The organism is uncultured Acetobacterium sp., assembly GCF_927416815.1.
Classification (GTDB): Bacteria; Bacillota; Clostridia; order Eubacteriales; family Eubacteriaceae; genus Acetobacterium.
In genome coordinates this window covers 40,680-61,600 of record NZ_CAKMJU010000028.1, presented here as the reverse complement: position 1 = coordinate 61,600, position 20,921 = coordinate 40,680, and the positions used below count along the sequence as shown (strand labels likewise).

The 20,921-nt window shown below is 45.0% G+C and carries 18 protein-coding genes; 2 read left to right on the top strand and 16 right to left on the bottom strand.

The features are described 5' to 3' along the window. From QZ998_RS05210 to QZ998_RS05180, 7 genes are all read right to left on the bottom strand, one after another. Positions 1–1,677, bottom strand: coding sequence for a formate--tetrahydrofolate ligase (locus QZ998_RS05210; protein WP_296558621.1), 1,677 nt, complete (start codon positions 1,675–1,677; stop codon positions 1–3). Positions 1,678–2,058: 381 nt separating this feature from the next. Beyond that, positions 2,059–2,787 (bottom strand): acyl-ACP thioesterase domain-containing protein, encoded by a 729-nt coding sequence (locus tag QZ998_RS05205; RefSeq protein WP_296558618.1) that lies wholly within the window; start codon positions 2,785–2,787, stop codon positions 2,059–2,061. 9 nt (positions 2,788–2,796) lie between these two features. Continuing rightward, positions 2,797–3,744 carry an HD domain-containing protein gene (locus tag QZ998_RS05200; protein ID WP_296558616.1) on the bottom strand — a complete coding sequence of 316 codons (948 nt, stop codon included), beginning with the start codon at positions 3,742–3,744 and terminating at the stop codon, positions 2,797–2,799. Positions 3,745–3,765: 21 nt separating this feature from the next. Then, on the bottom strand, positions 3,766–4,974 hold the full coding sequence (locus QZ998_RS05195) for a pyridoxal phosphate-dependent aminotransferase (protein WP_296558615.1): 1,209 nt from the start codon (positions 4,972–4,974) through the stop codon (positions 3,766–3,768). A 201-nt stretch (positions 4,975–5,175) separates the two neighbouring features. Continuing rightward, a complete protein-coding gene (locus tag QZ998_RS05190) occupies positions 5,176–6,225 on the bottom strand; it encodes an alpha/beta hydrolase (protein WP_296558613.1) in 1,050 nt (349 codons plus the stop codon). A 65-nt stretch (positions 6,226–6,290) separates the two neighbouring features. Continuing rightward, the gene (locus QZ998_RS05185) at positions 6,291–7,574 is read right to left on the bottom strand and encodes a HAMP domain-containing sensor histidine kinase (RefSeq protein ID WP_296558611.1); all 1,284 of its coding nucleotides are present in this window, start codon (positions 7,572–7,574) and stop codon (positions 6,291–6,293) included. Beyond that, the gene (locus tag QZ998_RS05180; protein WP_296558610.1) at positions 7,571–8,260 is read right to left on the bottom strand and encodes a response regulator transcription factor; all 690 of its coding nucleotides are present in this window, start codon (positions 8,258–8,260) and stop codon (positions 7,571–7,573) included. Before QZ998_RS05180 ends, QZ998_RS05185 begins: the two co-directional genes overlap by 4 nt. A 269-nt stretch (positions 8,261–8,529) precedes the next feature. Here QZ998_RS05180 and QZ998_RS05175 point away from each other — a divergent pair, with 269 nt between their 5' ends. Continuing rightward, positions 8,530–9,441, top strand: a complete 912-nt coding sequence (locus QZ998_RS05175) for a GAF domain-containing protein (protein WP_296558608.1) — start codon at positions 8,530–8,532, stop codon at positions 9,439–9,441. 12 nt (positions 9,442–9,453) lie between these two features. After that, complete coding sequence (locus QZ998_RS05170; RefSeq protein WP_296558606.1) at positions 9,454–10,800, top strand: HD domain-containing phosphohydrolase; 1,347 nt, start codon at positions 9,454–9,456, stop codon at positions 10,798–10,800. 290 nt (positions 10,801–11,090) lie between these two features. Here the strand turns inward: QZ998_RS05170 and QZ998_RS05165 are convergent, their stop codons facing one another. From QZ998_RS05165 to QZ998_RS05125, 9 genes are all read right to left on the bottom strand, one after another. After that, the gene (locus QZ998_RS05165; RefSeq protein ID WP_296558605.1) at positions 11,091–11,690 is read right to left on the bottom strand and encodes a TetR/AcrR family transcriptional regulator; all 600 of its coding nucleotides are present in this window, start codon (positions 11,688–11,690) and stop codon (positions 11,091–11,093) included. Positions 11,691–11,981: 291 nt separating this feature from the next. After that, positions 11,982–14,300 carry an HD domain-containing phosphohydrolase gene (locus tag QZ998_RS05160; RefSeq protein WP_296558603.1) on the bottom strand — a complete coding sequence of 773 codons (2,319 nt, stop codon included), beginning with the start codon at positions 14,298–14,300 and terminating at the stop codon, positions 11,982–11,984. Continuing rightward, the gene (locus QZ998_RS05155) at positions 14,290–17,262 is read right to left on the bottom strand and encodes a response regulator (protein ID WP_296558602.1); all 2,973 of its coding nucleotides are present in this window, start codon (positions 17,260–17,262) and stop codon (positions 14,290–14,292) included. Before QZ998_RS05155 ends, QZ998_RS05160 begins: the two co-directional genes overlap by 11 nt. A 176-nt stretch (positions 17,263–17,438) precedes the next feature. After that, complete coding sequence (locus QZ998_RS05150) at positions 17,439–18,287, bottom strand: GGDEF domain-containing protein (RefSeq protein WP_296558601.1); 849 nt, start codon at positions 18,285–18,287, stop codon at positions 17,439–17,441. Positions 18,288–18,398: 111 nt separating this feature from the next. Beyond that, a complete protein-coding gene (locus QZ998_RS05145; RefSeq protein ID WP_296558599.1) occupies positions 18,399–18,809 on the bottom strand; it encodes a phage holin family protein in 411 nt (136 codons plus the stop codon). 194 nt (positions 18,810–19,003) lie between these two features. Beyond that, positions 19,004–19,549, bottom strand: coding sequence for a D-Ala-D-Ala carboxypeptidase family metallohydrolase (locus QZ998_RS05140; RefSeq protein ID WP_296558597.1), 546 nt, complete (start codon positions 19,547–19,549; stop codon positions 19,004–19,006). Positions 19,550–19,836: 287 nt separating this feature from the next. Continuing rightward, the gene (locus QZ998_RS05135; RefSeq protein ID WP_296558591.1) at positions 19,837–20,061 is read right to left on the bottom strand and encodes a DUF2922 domain-containing protein; all 225 of its coding nucleotides are present in this window, start codon (positions 20,059–20,061) and stop codon (positions 19,837–19,839) included. A gap of 147 nt (positions 20,062–20,208) precedes the next feature. Then, complete coding sequence (locus QZ998_RS05130; RefSeq protein ID WP_296558589.1) at positions 20,209–20,430, bottom strand: DUF1659 domain-containing protein; 222 nt, start codon at positions 20,428–20,430, stop codon at positions 20,209–20,211. 214 nt (positions 20,431–20,644) lie between these two features. After that, positions 20,645–20,788 carry a hypothetical protein gene (locus QZ998_RS05125; RefSeq protein WP_296558587.1) on the bottom strand — a complete coding sequence of 48 codons (144 nt, stop codon included), beginning with the start codon at positions 20,786–20,788 and terminating at the stop codon, positions 20,645–20,647. Positions 20,789–20,921 lie beyond the last annotated feature (133 nt).

Below are 20,921 nucleotides of genomic sequence, written 5' to 3'. Positions count from 1 at the left end.
CTAGAATAAACCAGCAATTACGCCGTTATCATCAACATCAATTTTTTCTGCTGCCGGTACTTTAGGCAGACCAGGCATTTTCATGATTTCGCCAGTTAAGGCAATGATAAAACCAGCACCTGCTGAGATTGTCAATTGACGTACGGTAATTCTAAAACCAGTTGGTCGACCAAATACTTTTGGATCATCGGTTAAAGAATATTGGGTTTTCGCCATACAGATTGGCACCTTGTCAAAGCCTAAGGCTGTCAGGTTAGCCATTTCTTTAAGGGCTGCAGGAGCAAAATCAACGCCATCTGCGCCGTAAATACGGGTCGCAATTGCTTCGATTTTTTCTTTGATTGGAATATCCAAATCGTAACAGTATTCGAATTTTCCTTCGCTTTCGTCGATTAAACGGATCACTTCTTTCGCAAGCTCAGCTCCGCCTTCTCCGCCTTTTGCCCATACCTGGGAAATCGCCACGTTAACGCCTAATTTTTTACATTCTTCTTTGACTAAGTCCAGTTCTGCTTGGGTATCCAGTGGGAATTCGTTGATTGCAACAACGGCTGGTAATTTAAATACCTGGGTGATGTTTTCAACATGTTTTAATAAATTTGGCAGTCCGGCTTTTAAGGCAACCAGGTTTTCTTCACCTAAGTCAGCTTTAGCAACGCCGCCATTGTATTTAAGCGCCCGAACGGTCGCTACGATAATAACCGCATCTGGTTTTAAGTTGGCCATTCGACATTTGATATCAAGGAATTTTTCTGCCCCAAGGTCAGCGCCGAAGCCGCCTTCGGTTACCACGTAGTCAGCAAAATGCATCGCCATACGGGTCGCGATTAAGGAGTTACAACCGTGTGCAATATTTGCAAATGGTCCACCATGAATAAAGGCTGGTGTTCCTTCTAAGGTTTGAACCAGGTTTGGTTTTAAAGCATCTTTGAGTAAAGCTGCCATTGCGCCATTGGCTTTTAAGTCAGCGGCTGTTACTGGTACGCCGGCATGGTTGTAAGCAACAATGATGCGTCCCATTCGGGCTTTTAAGTCATTGATGTCAGAAGCTAAACAGAAGGCTGCCATAACTTCAGATGCTACGGTAATGTCAAATCCGTCTTCACGAACAACGCCATCGCCTTTTCCGCCTAAACCATCAACGATGTTTCGCAGTTGACGGTCATTCATATCCATACAACGTCTCCAGGTAATTCTTTTGGCGTCGATGTCTAATTCATTGCCTTGTTTGATATGATTATCTAACATTGCTGCCAATAAGTTATTAGCTGCGCCGATAGCATGGAAATCTCCGGTAAAATGAAGGTTGATATCTTCCATTGGGATTACTTGTGCATAACCACCACCAGCAGCTCCCCCTTTAACACCAAAAACTGGTCCAAGAGATGGCTCTCTTAATGCTACGATGGTATTTTTTCCTAAGTAGGATAAGCCATCCGAAACACCGATGGTTGTGGTAGTCTTTCCTTCACCAGCTGGTGTTGGATTGATTGCTGTTGTTAAAATCAAGCGTGCTTTTTTGCCCGTTGATTTCTTTAACAGATTGTAGTCAACCTTTGCTTTATACTTGCCGTATAAATCCAGATCGTCTTCTGTTAAACCCAATTTCTTTGCTATCTCACGTATATCCTGTGGAATAGCCTCTTGTGCAATTTCAATATCTGATTTAAAACCCATAAAATTTCCTCCATTACTTTGATAAATATTTAACAACTACTGTTAGTTTAACCTATTTTATGCTAAAAATCAAACACTAGTTGTGATAAAATTTTACTATTTTTTTTGCAGGATTATAAATTATAAATGGTATTTCTGTATCATTTTTTACTCTAGATTCATTTGCCTCATTATTGTTTATACTTTTGTAGTATTTTATTCAATATATTATTTATTTATTCAATTTTATGCCAATTTTTTTACAAATATATCATTTTATTTTCTTTGTATACGTTTTTTTATATCTTTTGTAAAATTTATTATTATTACTATTCTGACCCCAGGCATTAACTACAGCTCCAACAAAAGCCTCCGTCACTAAAGTGACGAAGGCTTTTCCTTTTAAGTCAAGATCAGTTCCAGCTGACACAGAACGGTGTTGTCCTGATTGACAATCTCAATCCGGTAGTGATTTTCTTCGAGTTGTTCACCTAAAGCCCTAATCTGATCACCATAGAAGCACTGCGCCTTATAGACCATCTTCGCTTCTGACAGCTGCTTCGTTTTTACCACCTCCAGTGGCAGAACCTCAATCGCCCAGGCCAGATATTTGACGTGATTGACGTGCTTATTGAAATCAATATCGAGAAATCGCACCGAGAAAGACTTTTCCAGATCGATTTGATTGATTTTGGCAATCTTTTTAAAGATCGGTTCGCCTTTTTCAAAACACTGATAGGCATCCATCTCCGGATGTTCGTCGATCCGCTCCATTTTTTCAGTGTCGCGGTTGATCAGTAGCCACTGGGTATCGGCAATGACTCTTTCTGCTCCGCTAGCATCTTCGATAGTAAAGCGCCTGGTGGCACAAAATTTATCCATCCCGGTGGCTCGGGTTGTTATCGTCACTTCGTCCTGGTAGCGGGGATAGTCGTTAAACCGAATCACATATTTGACCAGAAACCAGGCCAGATTATTGGCCTTTAAGTAGTCCCCACCAAGACCCAGCTGATTGCCCTGGTTGGTGGAAGCTTCCTGAAAGTAGTTCATCGCGGTGGTTGGCAGCATCTTTTCGGTGGAATCTGATTCGTAGCAGGCCACCCGTTTTTTTTCCTGATAAACAAGACTCATCGACTGCTCCTATAAAAAACTGCGCCGATAGAGACTGATCCCGTCAAGGCTCCAGTTGGCTTCGGTAAAGCTCCCCGGTTCAACCCGACTAAGCGCCTGTTCCATGGTATACATCCGGGCATCGATCATATCAATATGATGGAGCAACTCGGCTTCCGGGAACATCGGCCGTTTGGGACTGCCAAATTCGGGCTGATAGTGATGCGAAAGAATCATGTGTTTGAGCATCATTAAGACCTCGGGATCAGTACCGAGCGACTGACCGACTACTTCCAGTTCAACAATTTCCTGGGTGATGTGGCCTAGCATCTTGCCCTCTGGGGTATAATCAGAAACCGCTCCGTTTTCATCGGCGACCATTTCATTGATCTTGCCGATATCGTGGAGAATGATCCCGGCATATAGCAGATCCCGGTTAATAAAGGGATAAATCCCGGCCAGGCTTTTGCCGATTTTCAGCATCGAATAGGTATGGTAGAGCAGCCCGCCTTTGATGGCATGGTGGTGCTTCTTGGCCGCCGGGAAATAACTCAAGACGGTAACCTGGTTGCCAAAGATTTTCTTAGTGATGGCGGCGATGTCGGCATTACCAAAATCATCAATGGTATCGCTGATATAACCGAGCATTTCGTCGATATCAACCGGTACAGTTTCGATGAAATCATCGATATTGACCTCATCCGTGTCGTCAATCAGGCGCATTTTCTCGACAATCAGCTGCAGCCGGTTATTGAATTCCTGAACCTTACCCTTTATCTTGACAAGCTTGCCATTGGTAAAGATTTCCTCATCTTCCGGCTTGACGTCCCATTTTTTGCCATCAATTTCGTCAAAATCGGCATCGTTCAAGACCATGTTAAAGTAGCGGCTGCCATTGGTGGCGGTTTTGGTCATCTGTGATTTTATAAATAGAAAGCCCAGGTAATCCTGACCCTTCTGTACTGACTTAATTTTCAATTTTTTCTCCTTGTGGTTTTATTATTTACACTGCTCGGGAAAGGCCTTGGCATAAGCGGTCAGGCCGTGTTTTAAAATCTCCATGCTTTTTTTTAAATCCTCGCCGTTGAGCACATAGGCGATTCGTACCTCGTCGGCACCATCACGGGGGTTTAAGTAAAAATCATTGGCTGGTGATAAGAGCACCGTCTCGCCCTGATAATCAAAATCGTTGATCAGCCATTCGATAAAATGGCAGGATTCTTTGATCGGCAGCTTGGCCATAAAGTAAAAGGCGCCCCGGGGTTCTTTGCAGATGACACCGGGAATTTCCTGGAGAGCCGCATAAACAATCTCCCGGCGACAAGTATACTCCTTTAATATCCCATCAAAAAAATGGTTATCCAGCCGCAGCAAGGAAACCGCCCCGATCTGATCCACGGTGGAAACCGACAGCCGCATCTGGACCAGCTTTTTGAGCTGATTCATCAAGGTTTTATTTTTGGACACAATAAAACCGATCCGGGCCCCGCAGGCGCTGTAACGTTTGGAAATACTGTCGATCAGGATAAAATGCTGAGCCAGTTCCCGATACTGAGCCGGACTTAAGTAATCCTGACTGTCGTAGACAAACTCCCGGTAGACTTCATCCGAAATCAGATAGAGATTATGTTTGATGGCCAGTTTCACCATCACCTCAATTTCTTCCCTGGAAAAGACCTTGCCGGTGGGATTCCCGGGATTGGTCATTAACAGGGCTCGGGTCCGCGGGGTAATGGCGGCTTCAATCACCGCCGCATCCGGCAGGGCAAAGCCATCTTCGGCATAGGTTTTAAAACCAACCAGATTCACATCAGTGGCTGCCGCCATTTCTTTGTAAATGCTATAAAGCGGTTCGGCCGTGAGGATTTCATCCCCGGCATTGCAGATCCCGATAAAGGTAAACAGCAGCGCTTCACTGCCGCCGTTGGTGACAAAGAGGTCGCTGATGTCATAATCCAGACCCAGCCGCCGGTAATAATCACAGGCTGCTTCGCGAAGTTCAACGATACCCTCCGGCGCCTGATAGGATAAAACTTCCTGGTCAATACAATTGACACTTTCTAAAAAACCGGGCGGGGTTTTGATATCCGGCTGGCCGATGTTTAAAAAATAAACCCTTTTCCCCTTTTTCTGAGCCTCGCTCACCAGAGGATAATATTTTAAAAGGGCGGGTTCCCCCATTTTTTGAATGCGCTGAGATGTTTCCATTTTTTCTCCTGTTTTTTTGTATTTCCCGTCATTGAGTTCGCTGGAATCGATTGTCAACTAGCTGGTTTGACTCACATTTTGGTTCTGTGAAAATTATAAACTTTATTGTCGTAAAATGCAAACCTTGCCCCCTTCAGGAAATAAAACAAAATAAAAACAGCAGGATCGATTCTGCTGTTTCCATTAAGCTATTTTTGTTCGCTATTTTTTTAGAACTCCATCGAGAAAAGCGAACACCTTGTCCAGATTATCGGCGGCTTCAAAGGCTGCGCCACCATGTCCGGCACCCTCCAAAATAGTCAGGGTCACCTTTTCGCTCCCCAGCACCACAGTCAGCTTTTCCGCCAGATTAATGCTTTGCTGAGTTGGCACATTTTGATCGGCGCTGCCATGCTGGATGAAAAAAGCCGGGTCGCCAGCCGTAATATAGTTTTCTGGATTGGCCTTCTCGGTCTGCTCAACATTTTGGGTAATATTGCCGCCGATGTACTGGCTTTCCGGCGAATTATCCGAACTGGTACTGCCCATTATCGGAGTAATCCCAGCCGCCGCAAACTGTTCATCCATCAATAGAAAATCAATCGGTCCAAACCAATCCACCACCGCATTAACGGCCGAACTGACATTTAAATTTTCGCTGTTATCGCCGTTTAAGCTGGCATCGTCGCCACTGGTGCCCGCCAGCGCTGCCAGGTTGCCCCCGGCACTGTCGCCCCAGGTGGCTATTTTATCGGGGTTCAGATTGTATTGTTGGGCATTCGCTTTAATAAAACGGATGGCCGCCTTGACATCACTGATGGCCGCTGGAAAAATCGCTTCATCGCTGAGCCGGTAATCCACGGTAACCACGGCATAACCATGGTTAACCCCCTCAAGCATGGGGGCCAGATCGCCGCCGGTTTTGCTGCCCATTTTAAAGGCACCGCCGTGGATGGCGATAATTACCGGATAGGGCTCGCTGCTGGCTTCGTTGGGATAGTAAATATCCAGCTTCTGGGTATCGCTGATAGTACCGTAGGGGATATCCAGCTCTTTTTGAGTAATAGCAGAAGTGTCCAGGGTTCCCCCATCCATGCCGCCCCCCATATCCCCTTTTGGGGGCTTTTGGTTACTGGTCGTTTCAGTTGGCGCCGCCGGTTCCGGTGCCGTCGCTTCTTTGGGAGCACAAGCAGTGACCGTTAAAAGCACCGCCACAATCAGCAGACCCGCCATCCCCCGGAATAACTTTAAATCGCTCCATTGTTTTTTCATCATTTCCTCCATCATTATTGATTGTAAAGATTATTTTCAAATCTATTCTAAGCATCAATTGTGGATCAAATGTGGCGTAAATTAGAAAAAAACCGATCATCTGCTTTTTTAACGGTGAAGGCGAACCGGGTGCCCTGGCTTGATTCGGAGGTAACCCAGATTCTTTCTTCCAGATTTTTGACCAGTTCCTGGGCGATGGCCAGGCCCAGACCACTGCCCTTTTTGTCCCAAACGGTCTCGCTACGGTAAAAACGGTCAAACACAAAAGGAATTTCTTCCGCTTGGATCACTGCCCCGCTGTTTTCAATAGCGATGGCAATCCACTTATCTTTAACTTGGGCATCGAGCTTAACATAACCTTCCTCGCCGCAGAATTTAAAAGCATTGTCCAGCAAGATATTGATGACCTGGCTGATCCGAGCCTCATTGGAATACAGATCTGGGAGGTTTCTGGCTGCTGGGGTCACTTCAAAGTTTATCCCCATATCCTCTGCCAGGGCAGTAAATTTATTTTCCAGCTCGTTAATCATCACAGCACCGCAAAACATTTTTCGTTCAAAGACGGTTTTTCCGCTTTGCAGTCCTGACAACTCCAGCATATCAGCAATCAGCGTCCCCAAGCGCCGACTTTCCCGGTAGATGGTGTGATAATATTGGCGCTTTTTATCGGCATCGTTAACCATTTCATCACAAAGGGTTTCTGACAATCCACTGATGGTGGTGATGGGGTTTCGCAATTCATGGCTGATATTGGCAATATAGTCTTTCCGGGTTTGCTCCAGGACTCTGGCTTCCCGGATATACAAGACCATTACCAGCAGAATAATCAGACTGCCCACCAGACTGGAAAGCAAATAAACCAGATAAAAGCCATCCTGCGCCGAGGCAAAATCGCTGGCCGGTTTCATCAAAAACAAACTGCCGATCACCTGGCCATCTTGGACTAGGGGCCGACCGACAATTATGGATTTAGAAGGTACTCCGGAAATTTTTCGAATTTCGGCCACCTCACCCCCGGCCAGCACCGGGGCAAAAAAGGGTTCCAAACCCCTTTTGATATCGACATCCGAAAAATTCATCAATAAATCGCAATTCTTTTCGATCGAGTCAATTTCATTGTCATTCAAATCATAAGCTTTAATAATAAAACTTTTCCTCTGGATGGGCTTATCACTACCGCTTTCCAGATCGCTGGCAATATGACTGAGCTGGGGGGCTAATTCAGCCATCTGCTCCTGCAGAAAAAAATATTCCAGCGCATGAGCACCTAAATACTGCCCTAGACCATAAATAAACAACAAAATCAGACTGATGGTCAAAAACGGATGACGAAACACTATCTTTTTCATGACTGCAACTCAAATTTATAACCCACCCCATAAACTGATTTGATCTCAAAAAGATGATCCCCCTGGCTCAGCTTTTTCCGCAGCCGTTTGATCTGGGTATCTACTGCCCGGGTGTCCCCAAAATAGTCATATCCCCAAATCTTGTCTAAAAGCTGCTCCCGGGAAAAAACCTGACCCTGATTTTCCACTAGAAAATATAATATTTCCAGCTCTTTGGGGGTAAGTTCAATTTTGTCACCGGCAATTTTTACCTCATAGCGGTCAAGGTCAATACTGAGGTTGTCCAAAACAATTTTTTTTGCTGTTGTCACCTTTTGGACTTCCAGCCGTTTGATGATTCGCTTAATGCGTACGACTACTTCTCGGGGCGAAAAGGGTTTCAATACATAATCGTCCGCCCCCAGCTCCAGGCCCAAAATTCGGTCGATTTCTTCGCCCTTGCCAGTGAGCATGATAATCGGCACCTCGGAAAATTTCCGGATTTCCCGGCACACCTCGGTGCCCGTCAGACCCGGCATCATCACATCCAAAACGATCAGATCGTAATTTTCACTCTCGGCTTTTTTCAAAGCGGTCTGGCCGTTAAACACCGAATAATGACGCATCCCTTCAGCTTCAAGATAAACTGATAAGATCTGGTGGGTTGCTTCATTGTCATCACATATCAATACTCTAGGTTTTTTCATGTTTTTCACCATTCCACGCCTTTAATTAATTTTGCCAATTCGACCTTTGATATGTTCCTTTTGGCAGTCATTTATTTTTTTGAAAATTGTCTGTCTTTTGACCATTTTTCGCCATAATTTCGAACATTTTTTTTGTTATAATGAACAATAATTCTATGTTCTTGATTCTTTATGACTCTACATTTAAGAAGGTTTCAAAAGAATCATTGTCTTAATCATAATTTTTTATTCTGATGGTCCCCGGCATCATCAACCTGTGAGGTTTATATATGAACGCGCTTTTTTTTAAAGATATTCTATCCCGACTGCCATCCTCCGATGCCCTTTTTAAACGCGCATCGGAGGATGATCAGCCCACCGGCTATACCTTTGTGGATGTCAACCCGGCCTTCGAAACCTTCACCGGCCTTTCCCGGTCCGACCTCCTGGGACGAAAAATCAGCCAGATCAGCCCCCAAGCCCTGACCTCCATCTTCAGCTGGCGCGACTTTTACGAAACCCTGGTTAATGGGTCTGGTCAAAAGGCTAAACAGATCTCGGATCTCAATTGTTTCTTTCTGGATGACTGCTATTTTGTCACCCTGTTTAATGCGACCAATCCCAGTGCCTCGGCTTTTGATCAGCGAAAACTGAAAAAATCTCTGGAACGCCACCAGATTCTGGTTGACTCTCTGCTTAAAACCTTCAAAGACCGCCAGGAACAGCTGGATCATAGCTTTCATGAAGCGCTGAAACTGACTGACAGCCAATACGGGTATATCTATCTATATGATGAAGCCCAGGAAGAGTTTACCCTCAATTCCTGGACCAACGGTGTCATGGCTAACTGCCAGATTGTCGAAAAACAGACTCGCTATCGCCTGAAAGAAACCGGTATCTGGGGGGAAGTTGTCCGCCAGCGGCAGCCCCTGATTGTCAATCATTTTGAGGATTACCATCCCCTGAAAAAGGGTTATCCCACAGGTCATGTTCATTTAAAAAACTTTATGTCAATCCCCATTTTCAGCGATGACCAGCTGGTCGCTGTGGTGGGGCTGGGGAACAAAAACACCGATTACGATGATATTGATGTTTATGAGCTGACCATGTTGATGAACGGGATCTGGGTTTCGATGGAAAAACGGGAAATCCAGACCCGCATCAACGAGCTGCTAGCCCGGAACCAAAGCATGTTTAACTAACACGAGGCGATTATGATGCTGATTGAACCCGAAAACGGCAGAATCGTCGATGCTAACCCGGCGGCGGTAAACTTTTATGGCTATACCAAAGCCGAACTGTTGGCCATGACGGTTTTTGACATAAATGCGGTTGACCCCAAAATGATTGAAGCCTTCCTTTTAGGAATCCTAGAGAAAAAGCAACAGTATTATACCGTGCCCAATCGGCTGAAGTCCGGGGCGACCCGAATCGTCGATGTTTATTCCTGTCCCATCTGCTATGAGGAAGGAACCCTGTTTTATTCGATTATTTTTGATGTCAGCGAAAGGGAACAGGCCCTTAACGAAATCAAATATTCAAGCTACCATGATCACTTGACCGATCTCTACAACCGCCGCTATTTTGATCAGGCCCTGATTCAATTAAACACCCCTGATCAGATGCCCCTAGCGGTGATTATGGCCGACATCAACGGCTTAAAACTGATCAATGATTCTCTGGGCCATCAGGCCGGTGATCAGGAAATCATCACGGTTGCACAAATCATCAAAAACGTCTGCACTGACAAAGCCATGGTGGCCCGAATCGGCGGCGACGAATTTGCCGTGGTGCTGCCCCAGGCCGATCATCCCGAAGCTCAGAAATTGATTAAGGAAATGCGACAGGCCGCCCGTACCGAGCAGCGGGACAAATTCACGGCCTCTGTAGCCTTTGGCTATGCTATTAAAAGCGATCCCAAAATCAGTTTTAACGAAGTTATTGCTGAAGCCGAAAACCAGATGTATCGCCGTAAAATGTATGAAGGCACCAGCAGCCGTAACCACTCAGTGAATATTATCATGAATGCCCTCTTTGAAAAAAGCGCCCGGGAAATGGATCATTCCCGACGGGTGGGTTCTATTTCCACCTTGATTGCCAAAACCATGAATGCCGATGCTGCCATTATCCAGCAGATTGAAACCGCCGGATTGTTGCACGATATCGGCAAAATCGGCATTGACGAACGCATCCTCAACAAACCGGGCAAACTTGACACCCTAGAACGCCAGGAAATCCAACGTCATCCGGAAATCGGCTGGCGTATTCTCGGCAATACCAGTGACTTCTCAGAATTGTCCAACATTATTTTAAACCACCATGAGCGTTGGGATGGTAGCGGCTATCCCCGGGGCATTGCCGGAGCGGCGATTCCCCTGCAATCCCGGATCATTGCCCTGGCTGATGCCTATGATGCCATGACCAATAACCGCACCTACCGCAAAGCCCTGTCTGAAAGTCAGGCCCTAGAGGAAATTAGACGTCATGCTGGGAGGCAGTTTGATCCCGATCTGGTAGCTATTTTTCTCAAAAATAACATTGCCAGCTACTGTGCTGAATAAACTGGCAAACACAAATTTTTTAATAAGCCCATCGAACTGACTGACATAAGTCAGTTCGATAATTATATTCATAAAAATTATAATTGTCCATCGATACTTTTCTTTCTTTTTCTGCCACCCATTTTTTTAACTACATTCAAATTTGGTGCCCACTGTTATTTCCTCTTTTAAGAGTCATTATTCACATGCCAATAATTTAATAAGCTAATGCTACAAAAAAAGAGCCTTAAGACTCTTTAAGCATATGAGCAAGCAGCCCAATTATTTAGTTGTTCAAGTCAAGAATATTTTTACTCCTTAGAGTCTTGATTGATGATACATTTCACCCCGGTCCAGAACATAAACCAGACATTTTCGGTATATATTTCCGTATCAAAAACATCCTGATATAACAGGATTCCGTCCAAGGTGCCGTGAAGCACTGTCATAAACGACTGGATAATCGGGATCGCGTATTCTTCCACCTTTTTTTCATCCTGCAGAAGATTGGCCACACAGCTTTGCAGCTCTTTTGAAATCTCGCTTTCATAATAATGAATACTGGCTTGAGTCCGTTCAAATAAATCTTTTGAATCAATCAAAAGCAGCCAGCGCCAGAACTTCAGTTTGGAAATATCACTGTAGTAATCAATAATCGAAAAGAAAATAGTTTTAAGCTGTTCTTCTGGGTCTCCGTCTTTTAATATGCGTATTTCGTCGAGCCGTTCATGAAAATAAACATCAACCTCCAGTTTTATCATTTCAAAAAAAAGCGCATCCTTGTTTTCAAAATAATTATAGATTGACTGTTTTTTAATTCCCGCTGCCACAGCAATTTCCGATAAGGGCGTGTTATAGCCTTTGATACTGAACTTTTCATAAGCAATTCGCAGTATTTTTTCTCTTCGCATTTAGCTTCTCCTTAAAACTGACATATGTAAGTTTTTTTACTACTAAAGTATAAATGCTAATGCTCAGGATGTCTACAGTAAATCTTTTTCTGATTTACTAATCATCTCAGAATAGTCCCAAAAGTAAAGAAAAATCTAATTACCTAAATTCCACGTCATTTTTCGAAATGCACTTAAATTTGAAATACTGCTTCATTTGCCCAAAATGATTTTAGCAGAAGGTGACCAACTGCGGCTGGACCACTTGGTACTCGAGTGAATCTCAGAGAACATAGCGGACTTTATCACCTTTTAATTTGCATTATAAACATCCCTATCTATTTGATTATTTTCGCCTGGCCAGACAGCTGTATTGTTATGATTTGCCATCACCTGGTTCACAAACACGGCGACGATTTCAGGGTCAAAGTGGGTGCCCGAACAGCGCTTCAGTTCATTAATTGCGTCCACTCTACTAAAAGCCTTTTTATACGATCTTTCGCTGGTCATCGCATCATAGGCGTCAGCGATGGCAATAATTCGCCCTTCTATCGGTATTTCTGCCCCTGTAAGTCCCTGGGGATAACCGCTACCATCCCATCGTTCATGATGCCGCAGCACGAATTCGGCAATTTTTGAAAACTCGTTGGAGGTACTAAGTATCCGCCAGCCGGCTTCGGGGTGTTTTTTTATTGCCGTCCATTCATTATTATCCAGACTGCCAGCCTTATTAAGAATTTGTTCGTTAATGCCGATTTTCCCGATATCATGAACTAGACCCGCGACTCTAATTTGATTGATTTCATCATTACTAAAATTCATTTTAGCCGCAATCGCTTCGCAAATGGCGCTGACTCGCTTTGAGTGTTGTGATTCCCGGTCACTTTTTTCAAATAACGTATTCATAATAAAATCGATCGTTTTACTTCGCATGCTTGTATGTTCATATATTTTCTGGGTGTACATATAATTTTCGGCGCTAACCACCGTTTCCAAAACCGATTGCTGTTCACTTGCTTTCGTCGCCAATCCAAATGAAACCGAAAGATCGATAGCCGCGAATTTTTTTTCTGTGATCATCGCCTTGATCTGTTCAATGATTTTGAGCGCTTCGGCAGCATCCACATTCGTTAATATCACCGCAAACTCACCCCCGCCCAGTCGGGCCACGATATCATCGGTGCGACAGGCTTTTTTGATAATCTCCGCCGTACTTTTAAGATATTCGTCCCCGATTGTATGACCAAACGAATCGTTGATTATTTTTAAGCCGTTGATATCGCCCATGATAACCGTTAACGGCAGGTTCGCTGTTGTATCCCGGCGATTGAGCTCTTCTTCAAAAAAGCGACGGTTATAAAGACCCGTTAACTGGTCATGATAACTCATATAAAGCAGTTTTTCCTGGTATTTCTTATGCTCGGTAATATCTGAGACCAATACTGCAAACTGACCCTTTTTCGGTGAATACGTGTAGGTCCCATAATATTTTCCGGTTGCTTCCAAATAATTTTCATAATAGATTGGCTCTCCGGTCAGCGCAACCTCACCAAAGTTGTCAATCCAGTATTTTTCAACCGTAGGCATCACTTCTGTGATCCGCTTGCCGATACACATTTCCCTGGTTACTCCTACTAATTTAGTATAGCTATCATTAATCTCCAGGAATACATAATCAACCGGTTGGCCGTCGGCATCTGTGATAATTTCATGCACAGCAAGCCCCTGGGTCATCTGCGTCATCAGCAACCGGTACTTCTCTTCACTCTGCTGCAACGATTTTTGTGCCATCATTCGATCGGTGATATCAATGATCGAAGTAATAAAGTATAACGGTTTTCCATCCGGATCCCTGCGTAATGATGTTTGCAAATCAGCCCATAAAATAGCGCCATCCTTTTTAATATACCGTTTGGTTAGTTGCAATGAATCGATCTTGCCGGAAATAATTTCGGCCGTTTGCTTTTCACTCAATTCAATATCATCGGGGTGCGTGATTTCCTGCCATTTTTTGTTTTTAAGTTCATTTTCGCTATAGCCAAGCATGGCACACATCGCCTTGTTTACTTGTAGCTCGCCTGAAGGCAGCGTCAGTGATTTCCCGATTAGCGAATTGTCAAAAATATATTTGAATTTTTCCTCACTTTCTTGCCGGGCTTGGTTTTCGATCGTCAGCTCTTGGGTTTTCTCTAAAACCAGTTCGGCCAGTCGTTTATTTTCGTCACGTCGGTATTTACTGGCATTGCGGATTTTAACCATTGCCTGGATCTGCGCCGTCAGTTCATAGCGATCAATCGGCTTGGCCAGAAAAGCCTCCGCACCGGATTCCAGGGCGCGAATGCGACTCTCTTTATCACCTTTTAAAGCGGTTACAAATACAACCGGTATTTCTCCTAAATCGTGGTCTTTTTTAAGCTTCTGGCAAACCTCAAAGCCGTCCATGCCGGGCATAACGATATCCAGAAAAATGACATCCGGACCTTCTTTTTGGGCCATTTCAAGACCTTGTAACCCATTAAGCGCAGGAAATATGGAAGTCTCTGGAAAAGCTTCCTCAATCAGTGCTTGTAAGGTAATTATATTATCCAAAATATCATCGATGATCAGAATTTTGATGTTTTTATTTTCCATACAGCACCTCATTTATTACATCCAGAAATTCTTTAATTATGATTGGTTTTGCGATAAACGCGTCAAATCCATGGGCTAATACGGCTTCACGATCATGATCCATGGCGCTGGCGGTCAGGGCGATAATTGGCACATACTCGAGCTTTGGCATCTTCCTGATCTCATGATAGGCCTCAATGCCGCTGATACCCGGCAAAGCAATATCCATCAGAATCAGATTGGGGATATGCGCCTTTGCCTTTTCGATGCCTTCGTAGCCATCAATTGCTTCAATCACGGTATAATGGTCAGAAAGCAGCGCCTTGATGGTAATCATGTTGTCAACGTTATCCTCAATAACCATGATCACCGGTTTGCCTTCAATTGATTGTGGGTGGTTTTGTGGCTTCTCTTTTTTAGGGGTTTCGGGGGACAACATGCCAGAAATTGCGTTTTGAAGTCGCTTGCGATCAACGTCACCTTTTTGGATAAGCTCATGGACATTATTTCTTTTTAAAAATTTCAATTCATCTTTGGTAACATGCTTTGCCGTCAGGATCAGAACCGGTATGTGGGCGGTGACTTGGGCATTACGCAGCAACTCCAGCACTCTGAACCCATCGATTCCGGGCATCATCAGATCGAGAATCATGGCATCAGGGATCTGCTTGTCAATAATCGCAAAGGCTTCACCGGCATCTTGGGCAACCACGATGCGATGCCCCATCTCTTCCACAAGGTTCCCAATCTGGATGACCGCCGATTCGTTATCTTCGACCTGCAATATGTTTTTATCAATTAATACGTCTGAAAATTCCGAAAACGGCTGTATAATTTCATAGTCGATTTTGCTGATGTTTTCTTCGCTGACTATTTTATTTTCGACAGCATAGCGCATCGGTAAACTAAGTGTAAATTCCGAACCTTCGTCCAGCGCACTCTTAACTTCAATGGTGCCGCCAAGCAGGTTGGCATATTTTTTTGCAATGGCTAATCCGAGACCAGTTCCGCCGAATCTTCTGGAAGTGCTTCCATCTGCTTGCCTGAACTCGTCAAAAACGTGCGGCAGTTGTTCTGCTGCAATACCAATGCCGGTATCAGCAACTCTTATTTCGATGTTGTTTTCCTTTTGCTGCGCTGAAACTGTAACGCTACCTTTTTCAGTGAACTTAACCGCATTTCCGATGAGATTTTGGATAATATGATGACATTTATATGCATCACTAATAATCTCTATCTTGTTATCACTTAAGTTATGGATAAGCTTTATACTCTTTTGTTTGGCTTGTAATTGTATCATCGATACAACTTCGGAAATAATATTGTTGGCATTAAATTTCGTAATTTCAATTTCTTCCCGCCCTGATTCGATCCGGGAAATGTCGAGGACATCATTAATCAGCATCAGCAGGTTTTTACCGTTGCGCTCAATGATTTCTAAATAGCTGTACTCCGTATCCGGAATCTTATTGGCAAGTTTACGATTCAGAAGGCCGGACAGCGCAATCACCGAATTGAGCGGCGTGCGTAATTCATGGCTCATGTTCGATAAGAAATTAGTTTTTAATTTGCTGGCTTCGTTCAGCTGATTCTTTTGCATTTCGAGTTCGGTATTTTGCTGGGCTAACTCCGCTGCTTGTGCCGATAGTTCATTTTTTTGGGTCACTAATTCCTGGTTTTGTTTCGCTATCGCATCCCCGTATTCTCTGATTTTTCGATAAGCTAATATTCCTTCGATACGCGTACTCATCATCGTGTTCATTTTATTAATCAGTTCAATCGCCTGCGGTGTGAACCGGTTCACCGTCGCCAGTGATATGATCGCGATAACATGTTTGTTCGTGGCAACTGGTATTGTGATGATCTCTCTGGGGACATACTTGCCGCTTACTGTTTGAAACTCAAAGCTGGTACCCGCAGGAATGTTTTTAATGTGCTGTAGCTTTTGGGATAAAATAGCTGCGCCAAATTCTCCTTCAAAAAGATCTGCCGCAAAAGACTGCCTGGCCTTCTCGTTCGTTCCGATCGATTCAAAATGTTCAAATGTTTTTTTGTTCTCGTTCAGCAAATATACCGCTGCTATTTGCGCTCCGGTGTGTTCAGCAAGCTCCGCCAAAATCGACTGAAAGAAAATTCTGTCATTATCTTCGCTCAGCATCACTTTTGAAAGGCGCGTCATTTTGTCATTTAAATCGGTATTCACTTGAACCTGCTCCGCCAGTTTGTTAAGTGAAGATGACAAAACACCAAACTCGTTTTTAGATTCGTATGGGCTTCGGGCGGTCATATCGCCGTTATGGAAATGCATAATCGCCGTGTTCATTTCATCTAATGGTTTGCTCACACTACGTATCAAAGCAAATACTATAAGGATTGAAAGCAATAGTATCGCAGCCGTTATTATTACGATCTGCGTGTTAAGCGTTTTTTTTAACACCACCGCAGCTTGATATAAGCTGTCCGATTTGTTTTGGGCAAACTTATCGATATTGTCGATACTCGCCAATAACTTATTTCGATCCGAACCGATGACTTCGTTATCAAGGATATTGTTCTTTGCTTCTTCTCTTTCTCCCGAAAGCACCAAATTGACATTTTTATCGTGGGCAATTTTCCATTTTGTGTAGTTCTGATAGAGCTCGTCAAAATCAGCTTGTGACCCTAAATATTGTTTTTTGATAATTTCAAACTGTTTCTCGGCATCCAATGATGCTAATTCTATTGCTTGAATAGCGTTCATTTCTTCTTGATCATTTTCTGATAGTAATAAATCTCTCATGCCTATTCGCATGTCTGAAACATCAAGTTTACGGGAATCTATCGCTCTTCTCACTTGCAGCGGATGATTGTACATTGTCACTGTTTGTTGATTGAGCAGCTCTGTTTGAACGTAAGCTACAACACCAATTATTAAAACAAAAACAAGTATAATGGCAAAGCCAAGGCTTAATTTTATGGATATTTTCATGTTTCTAAACCACATATCTTTATCTCCTTGTATCGTTCTTGAAAATTGGTGTTTGCACTACAATACCAAACACATTTTTAATGCTATCCTCCTAGTATTATTATAATGGCATCCCAACGCTGTTAAACGCTGTTAAACGCTGTCTATCAGAATTCTTTTGCTAAATTTACTGCATCCAAACTCGGTCATCGTTATTTAGACTTCTTTTCGGTTTTTTGCGCATACATCCGTTGATCAGCCTGATGAAAGAGCGCCTCCCAGGTCCAGGGCTGATCTTTTTGCGGGTTCGCTTCGTCAACATGGCAATAACCCACCGACAGACTCAACCTGAGAACAGCATCACCGACGCTTTCATTATGACTTGAAATGCTGCTGAAAATGCGCTGTTGCAGGTTTGCGGCGACAGTCAGGTCACAGTCATAGCCGATGATATAAAACTCATCACCTCCCACCCGGGCCACCAGATCGGTTTCCCGGAAGGCTTTTTTGAGCACCCGGCCAGCCGCGGTGATCAGCTCATCACCCCAGGCATGGCCATAGTCGTCGTTGACCCGTTTGAGACCGTCAATATCGCAAACAAAGGCGCAAGCCTGGGCCGGTATTGGATGCTGGCTGGTCTCCTGATTAAAATAATTGCGATTATACAAACCGGTCAGTGAATCGTGATAACTGATGTAGGCAACCTCATCCCGGGATCGTTCCAACAGTTCATACTGCACCGAATTGGAAATCGCCAGGGCACTGACCCGGGCAATACTCAGGGCAAAATTGGCATAGTCATTGATTTTTTCGGGCTGTTGAAATGCTCCGATTTCCAGAGCGCCAAAAGTTTCACCATACCGGCGCAATTTCACCACCAAATAATGATCATCCTCATCGATTTTAAATTCGTCATCCGGGTTAATGAATTCGTCCCGGATATAGGTGCCAAAATAATCATCATCCCCGGCCTCCAGAAACCGGACCCGGCCAGCCCCAAAAATATGACACGGGGACGTTTTGACTGTCATATCACCCTGTTTCTGCCTGCGATATGACAAACAAAAACGTCCCCCTGGCTGAGGGAAAGATTATATCGACGTTTGGGCAAAAAAATAAACTCACAGGATTGGCTCTTGTGAGTTTATCAAATCGTTGATCAAGCGGGAATCTTATTCTTTAGGCTGCTCTTCCTCCTCCCCCAATTCCCGAATCACCGCCGCCAGCCGCTTGGGCAAGGGCACCCCCAGCCGTCCGAGGTTTTCCAGAATGCTCAGGCCTTCGTTGGAAAGATAGAAGCCGATCATTGCCACCCGCAGCGGTGCACCAGCGCCGCCGAGGAGGGTTAAATCCAGCAGATGGCCCATCCCCACGACCATAAAGATCAGGATTTTTTTGAGGATGCCCCGGAAACCCCGGGTGCTGGAAAGTTTCTTGTTCTGAAGGGCACAGAGCACCCCGGTGAAATAGTCCATCACGACAAAGGCGATCAGACATTGTAAAAAGCCATCAAAGCCGCCCAGCATTTGGCCGACCACCCCACCTGCCAGGGCAAAGACAAGAGAGATTTCACTACATTTCATGGGTTCACCTCCTTGCTTTTAAAACTCCGGGCCCGACGCCACTAACCTCGATAAAGGCACAGACACCCGGTAATCCGATTGCTCGGCATCGGAGCGGACCGGGCCTGAGCCCTGTCCGAGTCCGCAGCCGACAATGGATTCGCCCGGTGTCTGCGCCGGCGACACGACCTTTGTACAGGGCCCCACCCCGCCGGCTACACCTCGCAGTGAACAAAGCCTTGCTCCAGATAGAGGATGGTGGTAAGGCCCAGACTTTCGGCGATACTGGCCACTCTTTCAATATCAATCCCCGGGGCGTACAGATCAGCGGCCTGGCCGATCCGGTGTTTTGATCTGGGAATGCCACCGACCTCGGCGTTGCGGATTTCACAACGGAGCCCGGAGGTAATGATCACCGGGGCATCCAGGGCATTACGCAGGGCCTCCAGCTTGAGCATCAGCCACAGATCCATCACACCCGGATAGCCGTCACAATAAGTGCCTTGGCAGTCGCAGGCGAATTCGGCCCTGGTAAAGTGGGGGGTAGAGCCATCGCCATCGAGTGAGATGACGGAAAGCTGTTCCCGAAACAGCCGGTTTTCGGTGAGGGGCCCCACCACTCCATCGGCTTCCAGACCGGCATCTTTCTGAAAGGCAGCGACGGCTTTTTGGGTTTTGGGACCGTCTTTGCCATCAATTTTTAAGGGACCATAGCCCCGGTCGTTTAAGGCAATCTGGTATTTTTTGATAAAGTTGTTCATTTTACTTTCCTTTCTTAATTGACATTGGCTTGCCCCTGAAGGGGCGTACGATACGGATACCCAAAGGGCAGGCCCTCGCCCTGACAATGCGTTTGGCCCTGTACTATAACCCAATTTCGGGCCCGGCACACCAGCCTGATTCAGGGACAAACACCCGGCAATCCGATTGTTCGGCATCAGGGCGGACATGGCGTTAGCCTGTCCGAGCCTGCAGCCGACTATGGATTTGCCTGGTGTCTGGCCCGGCGTCACGAACCCCCTTCGGGCCCGGCGCCGTAATCCCCGCCTTAGCTCATTGAAAAGGCGGATTTGTCGGTGATGACCAGTTCGGCTCTAACCTTGGCGGTCAAGGCCTGGCCATCGGGAGCGAAGATCGCTTTTTCAATCATCCCGGCCATGGCGGTATTGACTTCCTCAACGGTGAGCCCGACTTTGGGATCGGTGATCGACATCGTGGTGGTTTTCAAGTCGGCCCGTTTAAAGGTCAGTTGCAGTACGGTGTTTGCTGCCATTTGTGTCCCTCCTTTCTAAGTTTTGCGGGTTGGTAGCAATGATGCTGCCAACCCCGTTGTTGTTCCCCCTGGGGACAACAACGGGCGGTTGATAATCGCCCCGAAAAATTTGAATTTAACCGACATAAACATCCTGGGAGCCTCCCCCTAGATCATGCTCAGCAGTGCCAGTTCGTGTTTGATGACTTCTTCCAGTACCGGTTCCTGCAGCCCGTCAATGATCAGAGCGGTGTCATAAATTGCCTGATCAGTGGCGGTGTCAACGATGTCCCCATAGGTTCGGGCCGTGATTTTTTCCTTGCCATCGACAATGCCATGGTTGGATCGGATCTGAACTTTTTTGGTTAAAAAATCGCTCGTCAGTGCCATTGGTAATCCTCCTTTCCTTTATTTGAGACCATTTTATCACCCCCGGTGACTGGCTTTTAATGGCCAGGCGACGGGAAGGGATAAAATTTTTCGCATAAAAAAAGCCGGTTTAATTTTAAATTAAACACGGCTTTTTTATTCCATATTATAGCTGACACCGAGGACTAAACATCGGTAAAGGTTTATTACTTACTGTTCCATCAACTTTTTTATCTTAAACGGTGGCAGTACCAGACATTCCAATATGTGGTATTTGCACAAAAGAACCGTCCCCTTGATACCCACCCTTGATACCCAGTCCCCTTGATACCCTTGATACTCGTCCCCTTGATACTCCAGCCGCTATTTTTGTTGCCATACCGGCGGTTGTCATGACAAGGGCCCTGTGTCAACATCTTTTTATTTTTCACAAATTACAATAATTAAATATGCTAAATATAATTATATTTAGCATATTCGTATATATTTCTCAAATTTAAAGGATTAATTCT